We start from the raw sequence: 13,804 nt of genomic DNA on the forward strand, positions 1-13,804 counted from the left end.
GGCGGGAGAGGGGACCACGTGCTGGGCCATTCAACGGCAAGGTCAGCCCTTCTCCACCTTGTTCGGCAGCGGCAGGCCCTTCTCGAAGTTCGTGAAGCTGGCGATCACCGTGGAGGCGATGTTGCCGATCGCCTCTGCGGTGAAGAACGCCTGGTGGCCGGTGATGAGGACGTTGGGGAACGTCAGCAGGCGGGCGAGGACGTCGTCCTCGATGACGCGGCTGGAGAAGTCCTCGAAGAAGTAGTGCTCTTCTTCCTCGTACACGTCGAGCGCCAGGTAGCCGAGCCTTCCCGACTTCAGGGCGTCGACGACGGCCCCGGTGTCGATGACGTCGCCCCGGCTGGTGTTGACCAGCATTGCGCCCGGCTTCATCTTCGCCAGGGTCTTCTCGTTGATGAGCTTGTTCGTCTCGGGCGTCAGCGGGCAGTGGAGGCTGACGACGTCGGACTCGGCCAGCAGTTCGTCGAGATCGACGTAGCGAACGCCGATCGCCGTGCAGTCTGGGTTGATGTATGAGTCGAACGCGAGGATCCGGCAGCCGAAGCCGTGGAGGATCTTCGCCACCAGCGCCCCGATCTTCCCCGTGCCGACGATCCCGACCGTCTTGTTGAAGAGGTCGAAGCCCATCAGGCCGTCGAGCTGGAAGTTGCCGTCCCGGACGCGGTTGTAGGCGCGGGGGATGTGGCGGTTGAGGGCCAACAGCAGCCCGACGGCGTGCTCGGCGACGGCGTGCGGCGAGTAGGCCGGCACCCGGACGACGGTCATCCCGTGTGCGTGGGCGGCGTCGAGGTCGACCTGGTTGAACCCGGCGCAACGGCAGGCGATCAGTTTCACGCCCTCGGCGGCGAGGATCCTCAGTGCTGACGCGTCGGCCTGGTCGTTCACGAAGATGCAGACCGCGTCCGATCCTTTCGCCAGCGGCGCGGTGTCGGTGGTCAGGCGGGTGTCGAAGTAGTGAAGCTCGTGACTCGTCCCCTTGGCGGCGGCGTCGAGGAACTCCTGATCGTAGGGCTTGGTGCTGAAGACGGCGACTCGCATGACGGCGGCTCCGGGACGGGTCGGGGCAGGGCTCGCGTGCGGGGATCCCGCGGACGATTGCGAGCAGGGCGTCGATGTCGACCGGCTTGTGAAGGAATCGTGAGCAGCCCGAGGCTCGCGCTCGATCGCCGACGTGGTCTTCGGAATGGCCCGACGTCGCGATCAGGTACGGCGGCGGCTCCTCTACGCTCAGTGTCTCGGCCAGCTTGAAGCCGTCCAGGCCGGGGAGCTTCAGGTCGAGCAGAACCACGTCGGGCCGGAACCGGCGGTCGGCCTTGACCGCCTCCAGCCCGTCGTAGACCGCCTCGGCCTGACAGCCCTCGACGGTCAGGAGCATCACCGCCATGTCGGCCGCGTCCCGGTTGTCGTCGACGATCAGCACGCGGGTCGGTCTCATGTCGGCCTCCGTTCCATCCGGGTGTTTATGTCAGCTTCGAGCACCCTCCGCAAGTGGGGCGCCAAGCTTTTCCCGAAGGTCGTCGAAGGTCGACGGGGCGTTGCGGTCGAAGACGAACTGAGCGGGGAGCCCGACGACCCGGCTGGCGCCCAGGTCGAAGAGCGCCCGCTGGCAGGCGGTGAGCTTCTTGGCGGCCACCAACGCGGTGACGCGCCAACCGGGGCCGCCGGTTTCATCCCAGACCTCGCCCCGGGCGATGTGCTGGGCGCCCTGGCTCCGGAGGTAGTCGGCGACCGCGGCGGCCGTTTCACGTCCCGGCGCGGCGGGGGCGCCCACGACTTCCAGGTGCAAGAGCCCTTCGGAGCGCTTCACGCCGTCCATCGCGTCGAGCAGGAGGGCCAGCGGTCCGGTCTCGCCTTCCTCGACCAGCTTCGCGAGGCTCGGCGCGTGGCCGATCAGGCATGAGGCCGAGTCCAGGACGATCCCGCCGGCGATCTCTCGCAGGCGGTTGTCCTTCAGCGTGACGCCGGAGCTGGTCAGGTCGACGATGATGTCGGCGATGCCCAGGCTCGGGTGCAGCTCGAGCGCCCCCTCGGAATCGATCAACTGGTAGTAGTAAATGCCCCACTTGCGGAAGTACTGCCGCACGAGCGCGGGGTACTTGGTGGAGACCCGGAACGTCTTGCCCGCCGCCTTGAACTCGGCGGTGAGGTCGACGAGGTCCATGACGTGGCCGACGTCCACCCAGCTTTCGGGCACGGCGACGACCAGCCGGCAGCCGCCGTAGCCCAGGTCGGGGACGACGACGGCGGCTTCCTGGGCCTCGAAGGCATGCTCGGCGTAAACGTCCATCCCCGTGACGCCCAGGTGGCAGCGGCCTTCCTGGACCTGAAGGACGATGTCCGTGGGCCTCATGAAGACGACGTGGAACCGCGGCTGGCCGGCGATGGTCGCCTCATACTGGCGGTCGCTGGCGCGCCGGACCTTGTATCCGGCCGTCTTGAGGATGTCGACGATCCCCTCGTAGAGGTGCCCCTTGGAGGGGATCGCCAGGCGGATGGGGTCGATGATTTCAGCGGTCATCGGGCGTCTCCCCGGGCCAGCAGCGAGAGGCGGCTCCGGATCTGGTCGATTAGCTCCCCTTCGCGGACGGAACGGACGTCGCCGTGATCCAGGTCCCAGACCTCGACGTCCGCGCCGGCGGCGACGATCCGGTTCAGTCCGAGATCCCGGGCGTAGTCCACGGCCGGCTCGATGGCCAGGTCGGCGACGACCACGGGGAAGGCGGTGCGTTCACGCAGGAAGGCGGCCAGCGCGACGGCCTCGCGGCCCAGACCGCGGCCGTCGCCCGTCACGAGGAACCCCTGTGAGGTTTTGTCCGCGGTCTCGCGACCGCCGAGGACCTGATCGAGCCGCTCCAGCCCGAAGGCGAAGCCGGCCCCGCGGTCGTCGCGGTCGCGGCCGCCCAGAACGCGGGCCAGGCCGTCGTATCGGCCGCCGCCGCAAACCTCGACGGGCCCTTCGGGCGTGGGGACGGAAAGCTCAAAGATCATCTGCGTGTAGAACCCGATCCCACGACCGAACCCCAGGTCCAGCTCGACTCGTTTCAGGTCGATCCCCTGGCGTTCGAGCATCTCCGTCAGATTCTTGATCGCCGCGACCGACTCCGGCGCGCTGGCGGCGAAGTCGCGGTCGAGCTTGACCAGGACGTCCGCCGCAGGACCGCGGAGGTCGGCCAGGCCGTGGACGAGGTCTCGGACGTTTCCAAGAGCGTCGTGCAGCGAGTGCTCCAGCGCCCACTTGTTGCGGAGCCGGGCGACGATCTCGGCCTCCGACCGACGGCCCGTGACGTCCGGCACCAGGTGCCTGAAGAGGCGGTCGACGGCCGGGTCGGAACTCGTCCGCGACGTCGCCGATTCGGCCTCGTCGGTTTCGCGGGCACCGAGCCAGTCGGTGAGGCGATCAAGGGCGTCTTCCAGGGTCCGGACCCCTTTGCCCTCGCTGGCGGCCTCGCTCAGCGACTCGATCAGAGCCGCAGTTGCGGCGGGAGGGAGCCCCGCGCCGCCGAGCAATTCCAGGATCAGGCCGACGTGGCCCACGCGGATCTTCGGTTCGGCGACGCCGAGGGCCCGGAGCGACCAGTCGGCCAGCCAGATGATCTCGGCGTCGGCGGCGGGTCCACCCGCGCCGATGAGTTCGACGCCCGTCTGGATGAACTCGCGGTCGAGCCCCTTGCCGGTCGCCTGGAATCGGAAGACCGGGCCGGAGACACTGGCTCGCCATGGGAGCGACGGCGGCTGGGGGGCCTCAACGTAGGCCCGCACCAGGCCGGCGGTCAGCTCGGGACGCAGGCAGATGCCGGCAGTCCCCGCGCCGGAGACCTCGAACAACTTGCCCACGATGCCGGCGCCGCTTTTGCGCTCGTGGAGGTCGGACAACTCCAGGACGGAGGTCCGCGCCGGCCGGTAGCCTGCGCGGGCGAAGCAGTCGAGGAGGGTTCGTTCATATCCCAGCAGCCGGGCGTAGTCGGCCTGAAGCCAGTCGCGGGTGCCGCGGACCTGGCCGACGTGACGCTCGGGAGCGGTAGCGGGGTCGGCGGGGGTGCGGAGGACGGTCATGACGAGGCTCCCCGCTGCTCGATGACCTCAAGGGCGCCTCGGATCGAGTCCTCCAGGACGGACCAGGCGAGTCCCTTGTCCTCGTGCCGGGTTTCCAGGTCTCGGAGGTTGAAGGTCTCGGCCTTCATTTCTTCCGGGCCGACGATCACGGCCAGCTTGTGGCCGTGGCTGGAGCCGTAGCCCATCTGTTTGCCGACCTGAAGCGGTTCCGGATAGACCTCGCAGCCGATCCCCGCCTTGCGGAGAACGCCCGCGAGCCGGACGGGGACGGTCGACGGCACACCCGGAAAGTTGGCGATCAGGACGGGGGCCGTCGCCGCCGACTTCTTGAGGGCGCCCGCTTCCTCCATCAGGGCCAAGAGCCGGTCGAGACCGATCGAGGCCCCGACGCCGGGGAGTCGACGGGCGGTGAAGAGGCTCGCGAGGTCGTCGTAGCGCCCGCCTGAGGCGACGCTGCCGAACCGCTCCCAGCCGATGACGGTCGTCTCGAAGACGACGCCCGTGTAGTAGTCGAGCCCGCGGGCCAGGCCGAGGTCGATCGCCGTGCGTTCCCTGGGGACGCCGCCGGCTTCGAGCAGGTCGAGCACGGCGCGGAGGTCGGCGATTCCCTGGGCGGCTTTTTCGTTGGCGCCCAGGCGGGCCTCGGCGGCGTCGAGCACCTCGCCGGAGCCGCGGCCGGTTTCGGCGAAGTCGAGGATGCGGGTCGTCTGGTCGGCCGTCAGCCCCGCGCCGCCGACGTCGGCCGGACGCTCCAGCTCGGCGGCGACGCCGTCGCGGCCGATCTTGGCGAGCTTGTCGAGCGACCGCAGCACGAGCCCGGACTTGCCCGCGAGGTCGACCGATTCCAGCATACCGTCGAGGATCTTGCGGTTGTTGAGCGTGATCGTGAACGGCGGGACGTCGGCCGCAGTGAGGGCGGAGTAGATGATCTGGGCCGTCTCGGCGTCGGCCAGGCGGCTGTCGACGCCGATGGTGTCGAAGTCGCACTGGACGAACTCGCGGAACCGCCCCTTGGCGGGACGCTCGCCCCGGAAGACGGAGCCGATGGCGTACCGCTTGAACGGCACGCCGACCTCGTCCATGTGCTTGGCAATGAACCGGGCCAGGGGGACGGTCAGGTCGAACCGCAGGGCGAGTTCCCCGGGCGTCCCCCCCTTGTTGGTGACGTCGAAGATCTGGCGCAGGACCTCGTCCGAGCCAGCCCCCTTGCCCGTGAGGACCTCCATGCGCTCGATATGGGGCGTCTCGATCGGCACGAAGCCGAATGAGGCGAAGGTCTCTCGGAAGGACTTGAGGATCCGCTCGCGGGGGATCATGACGGCGGGAAGCAGGTCTCTCAGCCCGCTGGCCACCCGGGGGTCGATCATCGGCTTCTTAACCCTGTCGCGGCTTCCCGCCTCGACCCATCGGCCGGGACGGACCGCGCTCGTCTCGTGATACGAACAATCGGCGATTTTGCGGACAACCAGCCTAGCAGAACGAGGCCCGCCCCGGCAATCGCGCGGGGAGGGCGCATCGGTTCAGAAGTCGGCGTCGAGGACGATGCGGTAGCGGGCCTTGCCGGCCCTGAGCCGATCGAAGGCCTCGTTGATCTGGCTCATGGGCATGTGCTCGTTCTGGGGGGTTACGCCGTGCCTGGCGGCGAAATCGAGCATCGTCGCCATGTCGACGGGCGAGCCGGTGGGGGAGGATGAGAGGCTCGCCTGCTTGAAGAGGAGTGCGAACACCGGTACCGGGATCGGCTCCGGCACTGCGCCGACGATGTGCATCCGGCCTCTCGGGGCGAGGGTCCCGAGCAGGGCCTCCCAATCCAGACGCGCGTTGACCGTCACGATCAGCAGGTCGATTGAGCCGGATAGCTTTTTGAGGTCCGCCGAGTCGCTGCTGGAGGCGACGTGATTCGCCCCGAAGCTCCGGGCCTCGTCGAATTTGCTCGGGCTCGAGGTGAAGGCCGTCACGTCGCAGCCGTAGGCGTGGGCGAATTTCACAGCCATATGCCCAAGCCCGCCGATCCCCACGACGCCGACTCGGCTGGTGGGGACCGCATGGTCGTGCAAGGGGTTGAACACCGTGATCCCGCCGCAGAGCAGGGGGCCGGCGTCCTGGTATGCCAGGCCCTCCGGCAGGGGGACGGTCCAGGCCCAGTGCGATCGGACGTGAGTCGCGAACCCGCCGCGATGGCCGATGATCGTGGGCACGAGGCTCGCGCAGAGGTGCTGGTCGCCGGAGAGGCACTGCCGGCAGTACATGCAACTGGACGCCGACCAGCCGACGCCGACTCGTTGGCCGACCGTCACCCCTTTGGCGGCGCTCCCGACCGCCGTCACGCGGCCGACGACCTCGTGTCCGAGGATCGCCGGGAATTGCGAGACGCCCCAGTCGTTGTTCAGTACCGAGAGGTCCGAATGGCAGAGCCCGCAATGCTCGACCTGGACCTCCACCTCCTCATCGCCGATCGGTCCAAGGTCGACCGATTCCAGCGTCAACTTCGACTTCGCCGATTGCGCAACCCAGGCTTGATCGCTCATCATTCGTCTCCTCGGACGTTTGGAGTTCCGCGATGTTTCGGGCGAATTGTACGATCGACGGGAAATCGAGCCCCGCAAACCGATGGGCGATCAAGGACGTTCCGTCGAGGTTGGAATGATCTCGGGCCACGGCTTCTTGGAGCCTAAGCGCTCCGACAGGTCTCGCGGCCAGGCCCAGTAGGCCTCGGGCGAGCCCTCGATGCAGACGTCGACGGGGTACATCAGGGCGACGGCCTGGGGCATGTCCAGAATACGGTCGAGGTTGAGGAACGCGGGGCCGTCCTGGACGGTGGCCGGCGGATTTTCGAGCAAGAGTCGCCGAACCTTGGATCCCTGAGGTTTGCCTTCATCGTTATCGAGAATGGCCGCCCAAAGTGCGATGGGGGCCATCTCCCCGGACGCCTTCAGCCGGAGGGGGGAGTTATGCCACCCTGTCAGGAAGATTACGGCGTTCTGGACGTCGTCGACGCGCAGGCCGTCGAGGGTCAGCCCGAGCAAGGCGAGGCGGCGGCGAATTGTGAGATCCTTCGACTTCGGCCAGGCGGTGCGTCCCACGCCGATCGGGGCGAGCAGGCCGATCGACTCGCCGGCATCGATGCGACGTTTCAGCTCCGCGAATCTCGGGTGAGACGAGGGGTCGCCCTTTTCGGCTTCGAAGATTTCGATCAGGCCCTCGTACTTGCTCCACTCCTTCGATCCCATGACGAGAAGCTCAAGGTCTCCGTCATGCGGCCGTCCTCCTGGTTTGTGAAACACCCAGACTCGCGACCGAAGATCAGGGCGGTCCGTCAACCAGACGTCGAATGCCGAGACTCCGACGCCTGCAAGGGTGATGTCGTCTTTCAGAATTCCTTTCCGTGCCTCATTCAAAGCCGCAAACGGGAACGTGACGGTCGTCCCAAATGGTGCCGACGTTCTCGCGAAGACCTGCTCCGCCGCCTGCGATCGCCAACGGGCCTTGATCGCCTTCCAATCGGCGTCGGTTTCCGGGATCGGAGGTTCACCGGACCGGGGGATGAACGATTCGTGTATCGTGTCATTCGCGTTGGCGGGGAGAGGGGCCTTGGGGTCGAGGACTTTTAAAGAGGCGAGAGGCAGCTTGCGGTCCGGCTCCTGGATCTTGTCGAGGCTCTGCGCCGAGCGCCCCTTGAACCAGCGCTCGAACCAGGCGAACTCAGGATGGCGAAGCTCCGGCGTGTCGGCGTGGCCTCCCTTGCCGATCACGATGTCGAGACGTTCACGGGTCCCGTACCAGTCGTAGACCTTCTCCAGTGTGCCGTAGATTCGCCTTACCCCGACCTCGGGGAAGATCGGGTCGACGTCATTGTTCTCGACGAGCAGCGCCTTGGGGGCGACGAGCGCGGCGAGCATCGTGTAATCCCAACGGTATGTGTTTACAAAATACATGCAGTCGCAATGGCCGTCCACGACCCCCTCGGGATAGGCGACTTTCGGGTTGCCGGCGACGACGTGGTCCTGCAGGTCGGTGATGCCGGCGACAGCGACGACCACCTTGAGCCGGTCGTCGACCGCGCCGAGGTACCACGACATCGCCCCGCCGCCTGAACGACCGGTCACGCCGATCCGGTCGGCGTCGACTTCGGGCCGCGAGCAGAGGTAGTCGATCGCCCGGATCCCATTCCAGACCTCGACGCCCGCCGGTGTGTATCCGCGCGACTGCCACCACCACATGTTCAAATGATGCGTCCCGTGGTGAAGCCCCGGGACCTCGCCGAGCTGGAGCGTGTCCAGCACCAGGCAGACGTAACCGTTGGCGGCGTACCAGGCGGCGTGATGCTGGTAATGCGTCTTGTTGCCGAAGATGACGCCGTCCTTCTCCTCCTTACCGTGGCCGCAGACGTAGACGATCGCCGGCAAGGGTTTCTCGACGACCTTTGGCCGGAACAGGTTCGCCGTGACGTAAAGCCCTGGCGAGGACTGGAACACCAGCCGCTCGACGACGAAATCGGGGGCCTCGACGGTGCCCCGGATCTCAGCCTTCAGGTCGGTCCGGGGCGGCATCGGATCCAGCCCAAGCATCTCGCGCATCCGCCGCTGGGCCTCGGGCCGCTTCGCCTTCCAGTCCTCGGCCGATTGCGCGTCGCCCAACGGATGAGCGGCGATGCGATCGACCTCGGCCTTGAAGAACGCCTTCATCCCAGCGGGGATCGGTTCCTCAGCGATTACGGCGAACTCGCAGGAGGCGAGCAACGCTGCGGCGAGCGTCGTCAGGACGGTTCGGCTCGGCATGGATCTGCTCCGGGGTCGTCAGGAAGGCTTTGGAAGGAACGATTCAGCCCAGGCGGCTTCATCGGAGGTGAGCGGTGGTTGGGGAGGGCCGTCATAGACGTAGTATTCATAGCCCGCCTCATCGTAGACGCGGTGCAGGAGAGCCTGCAGATCGAGCGAGGCGTCGGGGCGGGGACGGCGGAGCGGAATCGGGATGACCGGGAGCGGATCGGAGAGTCGCAGCGGCCAGAAGCCGGAATTGAGCCGCTCTTCCGGTCGACTGACGACGATTGAGTACGAGCAAGGCGGTCGAAGGTCGTCGGGCATCGGCTCGCCGCCGCGCAGCAGGTCGATCTCGACGAGGTTCGCCTGCGAGGCGATGACGGCGTCGCGTTTGGCGAGATACTGCACGCGATCCGGTCCACTCTTCCGCTTGTTCGCGGGGCTGAGGAGTTCGACGACCGTCACGACCTCACGTGAATGACGGTCGATGATGTTGAGATAGACCTCGCGGGTCACGTCGAGAGGATGCACGCGGATACGCGTTGGGGCCTCCAGCACGGCGACGTCGGCTGGGAGTTCGCTCGCCTGGCGAGTCGTCGGAATCACCGTCAGGTCGGGTCTGCCGATCGATCGGCGGGATTCATCCGTCGTTTCCTGGACGAAGATGTGGTCGTCGACCCGGACGATGTAGTCGGGCCGGATCTGAGCGCCGATGATACCCGCGCCCAGGATCAGGAACCGCTCATGGAAGTCGTGCCACGAGACGTCGCGTTCGAGGTAGGGGTTCATCCCCGGGAATGGCGAAGGCATGGGCTTGCTCCGGGGGAATTACCAGATGCTTTTCCACGCGTCGAATGCGGGGTCGACCGGGACGCCGGTCGCCAGGTCGGCGAGGAGGCGGCCGACGAGGATGGAGAACTTGAAGCCGTGGCCGCTGCAGGGGCTGGCGACGAGGACGTCGGGGCGGGCGGGGTGGGCGTCGACGAGGAATCGCTCCTCGGGGGCGACCGTGTACAGGCAGGTCTCGGCGGCGACCACTTCGGCGTTGGCGAGGATCGGCAGGTGCCGGGAGAGGTACCCGCGGATCAGGGCGACGTAATCGTCGTCGATGGTCGCGACGTTCTCATCCGGGTCGGTCGGCGGGCCGCCGTGACGCGCGGCCTTCACGCCCGAGCCGAGGAAGTCGGGCATGCCGTAGAAGGCCTCGTCCGGCGAGGGGCCCATGTGGATGAACGTCGGGAACCGGCCGACCTGGAACGGCCCGGGGTTGGACGGTCGGAAGTAGAGGACCTGCTGACGCGTCGGCTGGAGCGTCGATGCCAGTTCGGGGACGAGCCGTCCGGTCCAGGATCCGGCCGTCAGGATCAATCGCTCGGCCTCGATCGTCTGCGAACCCGTGACGATCGCCGGCCGATCGCCTTCGAGGTCGATGCGACGAACGATCGTCTCGGTAAGGATCTGGGTGCCGGGGCTGCGGCGGGCCAGCTCGATCTCGGCCTCGATCGCCTTCGCGGCCGCGAGCATGCCGGCGTCGGGTTCGAAGACCACTTCGTAATCAGCCGGGAGAGAGAACTCCGGTTGCGCCGTGTTCCAGGCGTCGCCGGTCATCATACGGTGCGGCACATCGAGGTCGGCGAGGTTGGCCGCGACCTTGTCGACGTACCCGACGCCCGGTGGGCTGAAGGAAACGCCCCCAGTCCGGATGAAGAACGAGCGGCCGGCCTCCGCCTCAAGTTCTCGCCAGGCGCGGAACGCGCGGGGCATGAGCCCAGCGTAAACCGGATCGGCGTACGAATGGCGGATGATCCTGGCCGCGCCGTGCGAACTCCCCCGCGCATGGCCCAGCCCGAACTGCTCGATCAGCAGGACGGGCTCTCCGCGGCGGGCCAGGTGATAGGCGGTCGCCGCTCCCACGGCCCCAGCGCCCACCACCACGTTTTTCGCGACGAGATGCTCCATGACGGCCGGACTCGCGAGGGTGTTCGGCGGGCGGTTCGATGAACCGACAGCCTACGCCCTCGCGACGGCCGATTCAATCGCCCTCAGGTCCTCAGCCCCGGCCGCGAAGCCCGGACCGGCGTGGCCGAGGCGATCATCGGCCGCGGCGGTCGATTGGCGAACGTGGCCGAAGCGACCGCGCTCCGGACCAAAGGCCGAGCCGACGCCGGCGACGACGAAGGCGCGGGGCTCGCCGAAGCCGTCACGTCGGAGGTCGTCGCAACCATCGGAGCGGTGGCGAGCGGGGCCGCGGCGATCGAGGAGGTGGTCGAGGAGGTCGTCGGCGTTCCGTAAATCTGGACGTCGTAGAGCGAGTAGTTCTTGGTCGCGTTTTCCTTCGTGCAGTAGATCCGCACGTAACGGCCCGCCCCCAAAAGCCCTCCCTGGACGTCGACGCCCGCCTGGGCGTTGCCGGTCACGGAGCGGATCGTGGTCCAGTTCGTCCCGTCGTCGCTGACCTGGATCTGGTAGTCGACCGCGTACGCGGCCTCCCAGTTCAGGACCATGGTGTTCAAGTTGTACTTCGCGCCGAGGTCGAAGGCGATCCAGCCGGTCTGGCTGGACTGCATCCACTGGCCGCTGGACCATCGCGTCGCCAGGCTGGGGTCGATCGCCATCGAGGGGGCGTAAAAGTTGCTCTCGTTGGTGGACGAGGTGGCGACCGCGCCGGTGGTCAGGTTGGAGAGCGTCTGGCCGTAGACGTTGAAATCGTAAAGAGAATAGTTGTTGTTGATCGGTCCCGTGGCGGTGCAGAGAATTCGGACGTATCGGCCGATTCCGTTCAGGTTCGAGAAGAAGGACGGCGCCGACGAATTGTTCCCCGTCACCGAGGCAAGCGTGGTCCAGGTCTTGCCGTCGACGCTCGACTGGATCTGATAGTTCGCCGCGTAGGCGGCCTCCCAGTTCAGCCGGACGTCGTTGATCGCCGAGACCGCGCCGAGGTCGACCGACAGCCAGGCGGTCGAGCCGCTCTGCATCCACTGACCGCTGGACCATCGCGTCGAGGCGTCGTTGTCGAACGCGCCCGAGGGGTTGAGGGACGACGACTCCGACGACGATGCCGTGGCCGTCTTCCCCTGCGCCAGGTCGGTCTCGCGCGAGCCGAAGACCTGGAAATCGTAGAGCGAGTAGTTGTTGGAGCCGGCGCTCGTCTTTGTGGCGTAGACCCGGATGAAGCGGCCGTCGCCCGACAGGTTGGAGAGGTCCACGACTCCGGCCGATTGGTTGCCGGAGACGGTTTTGATCGTGGTCCAGTTGGTCCCGTCGTCGCTCGTCTGGATCTGGTAGTCGACGGCGTAGGCGGTCTCCCAGTTGAGGCGGACGCCCGTGACGTGGAAGAAGTCCTGGAGGTCGACGGAATACCACCCGGTGGACGTCGACTGCATCCACTGCCCGCTCGACCAGCGTGAGGCCGAGGAGTAGTCGACGGCCAGCGCCGGGTTGTACGACCACGATTCGATCGAGGAGGACGTCGTCGGCTTGAGGGCTGCGAGGTTCGAGTTCGGCGTGATCTCGATCGCGTTGACGGAGGCGTTCCCCTTCAGGGCCTTGAAGGCGATCGTGATCGTCCCGGAGGAGTCCGCCTGGACGACCAGGTCGCGGCCGACCGCTCGGTTCTGGCCGCCGGCGACGGCGAAGACGTCGAGGGCCGAGATCTGCGTGACGCCGTTGACCAGCACGTCGAAGAGCCGTTGGTTCGCCGCGACGACCTGAGTCTCCGAGAAATCCAGGCGGACGTGGTAGGACGAGCCGGGGGTGAGGTTCGTGACCTTGTAGGAGAAGGCCGAACCCTGGCGGGAAGTCTGGAAGACGCTCGACGGCGGGGGCGACTCCAGGCTGCTGACGTTGACGACCGACGTGGTGGTGACGGCCGTTCCCCCCTGATAGTAGGAGTCGGTCGAGCCGCCCGCGTCGACGACGAACCCGCCGGACGCGGCGGCGATCGTCTTCTGGGCCCTGGCCACCGCCGCCGCCGGATTCAGTACGCCCCCCGTGACCGACCACGTTCCGACGCTCTGCGACTTGAGCGTCACGGTGGAATCCAGGACGTCGATCACCTGGCTCGGCGTCGTCCCCGACGGCATCAGCGAGTCGATCACGCCGGCGACCCCGGCCGCATAGGCGGAGGAGTACGATGTGAAGCCTTCGGGACCGGCGTACGCCCCCAGATCGACGTGGACGGGCCCCCAGTTGGAGACGGAAGTCAGGTTCCCGCTGGAATCGACGGCCGCCGCGACCAGAACGTTGGTGGGGGTCGGCCGAGTGGTCGAGTAGACCGGGTCGTCGGCGTAGGGGGGGAAGAGGACCGAACCGTCGATGTTCTTGGCCGAATTCCCCGGCGCGGTGACGACCACAGCACCCTTCGTTTCGGCGTAACCGATCGCGTCGACGAGCGTCTTGCCGTTGTACGGGCTGGAGGCGTCCGTCAACGACGGGTTGTACGTCAGGTTGACGCTCAGGTTGATGACCGATGCGCCGTGGTCGGCGGCCCAGTAGACGCCTCGGATCAGGGCGTTGGCGTCGATGTTCAACCCGGACGACGTATCCCGGATCGGCATGATCTTGACGTCGGGCGTCTTCCCCAGCGCTGCCGCGGCCGCTGCGATCCCCTGGACCGTCATATTCGCCACGACCGACCCATGCCCGTGCGTCAGGCTTGTGTCGAGGATCGCCGAAGCCCCGGACGCGGCGTAAGTGGTCTTGTTGTAGGCGTCATAGGCCGACGTCAGGTCCAGGTACGGGACGACCGTCGTATCCGTCAGGTCGACGCCTGAGTCGACGATGGCGATCAGGGTCGTCAGCAACTCGCGGGTTTCCAGTGCGAGTGGCCCGTGCAGGCGTGCGGAGCCGCGACGTTGAGACATGGTAGGTCGGCCTCGTGCTCGGGGTGGTGTTTCCGTTCGAAGTGCCGAGGACTCGCACGTCTCCTTGCACCGAGAGGTCTCCTACGGGGAATATAGCAGCCGATTCCTCGATTGTCGGAATTGCCGCAA

The 13,804-nt window shown here is 67.0% G+C and carries 9 protein-coding genes and 1 pseudogene; all 10 read right to left on the minus strand.

The features are described 5' to 3' along the window. Positions 1–42: 42 nt before the first annotated feature. On the minus strand, positions 43–1,038 hold the full coding sequence (locus tag G5C50_RS29830; protein ID WP_165075126.1) for a 2-hydroxyacid dehydrogenase: 996 nt from the start codon (positions 1,036–1,038) through the stop codon (positions 43–45). A 64-nt stretch (positions 1,039–1,102) separates the two neighbouring features. Next, positions 1,103–1,435 (minus strand): annotated as a pseudogene (locus G5C50_RS33350) (response regulator); the annotation flags it as partial. Positions 1,436–1,465: 30 nt separating this feature from the next. Further along, entirely contained in the window at positions 1,466–2,518 is a 1,053-nt protein-coding gene (gene hisG / locus G5C50_RS29840; protein ID WP_165075128.1) for an ATP phosphoribosyltransferase, read from the minus strand. After that, the gene (locus tag G5C50_RS29845) at positions 2,515–4,053 is read right to left on the minus strand and encodes an ATP phosphoribosyltransferase regulatory subunit (RefSeq protein WP_165075131.1); all 1,539 of its coding nucleotides are present in this window, start codon (positions 4,051–4,053) and stop codon (positions 2,515–2,517) included. Before G5C50_RS29845 ends, hisG begins: the two co-directional genes overlap by 4 nt. After that, positions 4,050–5,420: a histidine--tRNA ligase gene (hisS, locus tag G5C50_RS29850; RefSeq protein WP_165075134.1), complete on the minus strand. Its 1,371-nt coding sequence runs from the start codon at positions 5,418–5,420 to the stop codon at positions 4,050–4,052. The genes G5C50_RS29845 and hisS overlap by 4 nt, the downstream gene beginning before the upstream one ends. Before the next feature lie 153 nt (positions 5,421–5,573). Next, positions 5,574–6,584: an NADPH-dependent aldehyde reductase Ahr gene (gene ahr, locus G5C50_RS29855; RefSeq protein WP_165075137.1), complete on the minus strand. Its 1,011-nt coding sequence runs from the start codon at positions 6,582–6,584 to the stop codon at positions 5,574–5,576. A gap of 87 nt (positions 6,585–6,671) precedes the next feature. Next, entirely contained in the window at positions 6,672–8,831 is a 2,160-nt protein-coding gene (locus tag G5C50_RS29860) for an alpha/beta hydrolase family protein (protein WP_165075139.1), read from the minus strand. Between the two features lie 18 nt (positions 8,832–8,849). Then, entirely contained in the window at positions 8,850–9,623 is a 774-nt protein-coding gene (locus G5C50_RS29865; RefSeq protein WP_165075142.1) for a DUF4058 family protein, read from the minus strand. Between the two features lie 18 nt (positions 9,624–9,641). Further along, positions 9,642–10,772: an N-methyl-L-tryptophan oxidase gene (gene solA / locus G5C50_RS29870; protein ID WP_165075145.1), complete on the minus strand. Its 1,131-nt coding sequence runs from the start codon at positions 10,770–10,772 to the stop codon at positions 9,642–9,644. A gap of 83 nt (positions 10,773–10,855) precedes the next feature. Continuing rightward, positions 10,856–13,675, minus strand: coding sequence for a discoidin domain-containing protein (locus tag G5C50_RS29875; RefSeq protein WP_165075148.1), 2,820 nt, complete (start codon positions 13,673–13,675; stop codon positions 10,856–10,858). Positions 13,676–13,804: the final 129 nt, after the last annotated feature.

The organism is Paludisphaera rhizosphaerae, assembly GCF_011065895.1.
Taxonomy (GTDB): Bacteria; Planctomycetota; Planctomycetia; order Isosphaerales; family Isosphaeraceae; genus Paludisphaera; species Paludisphaera rhizosphaerae.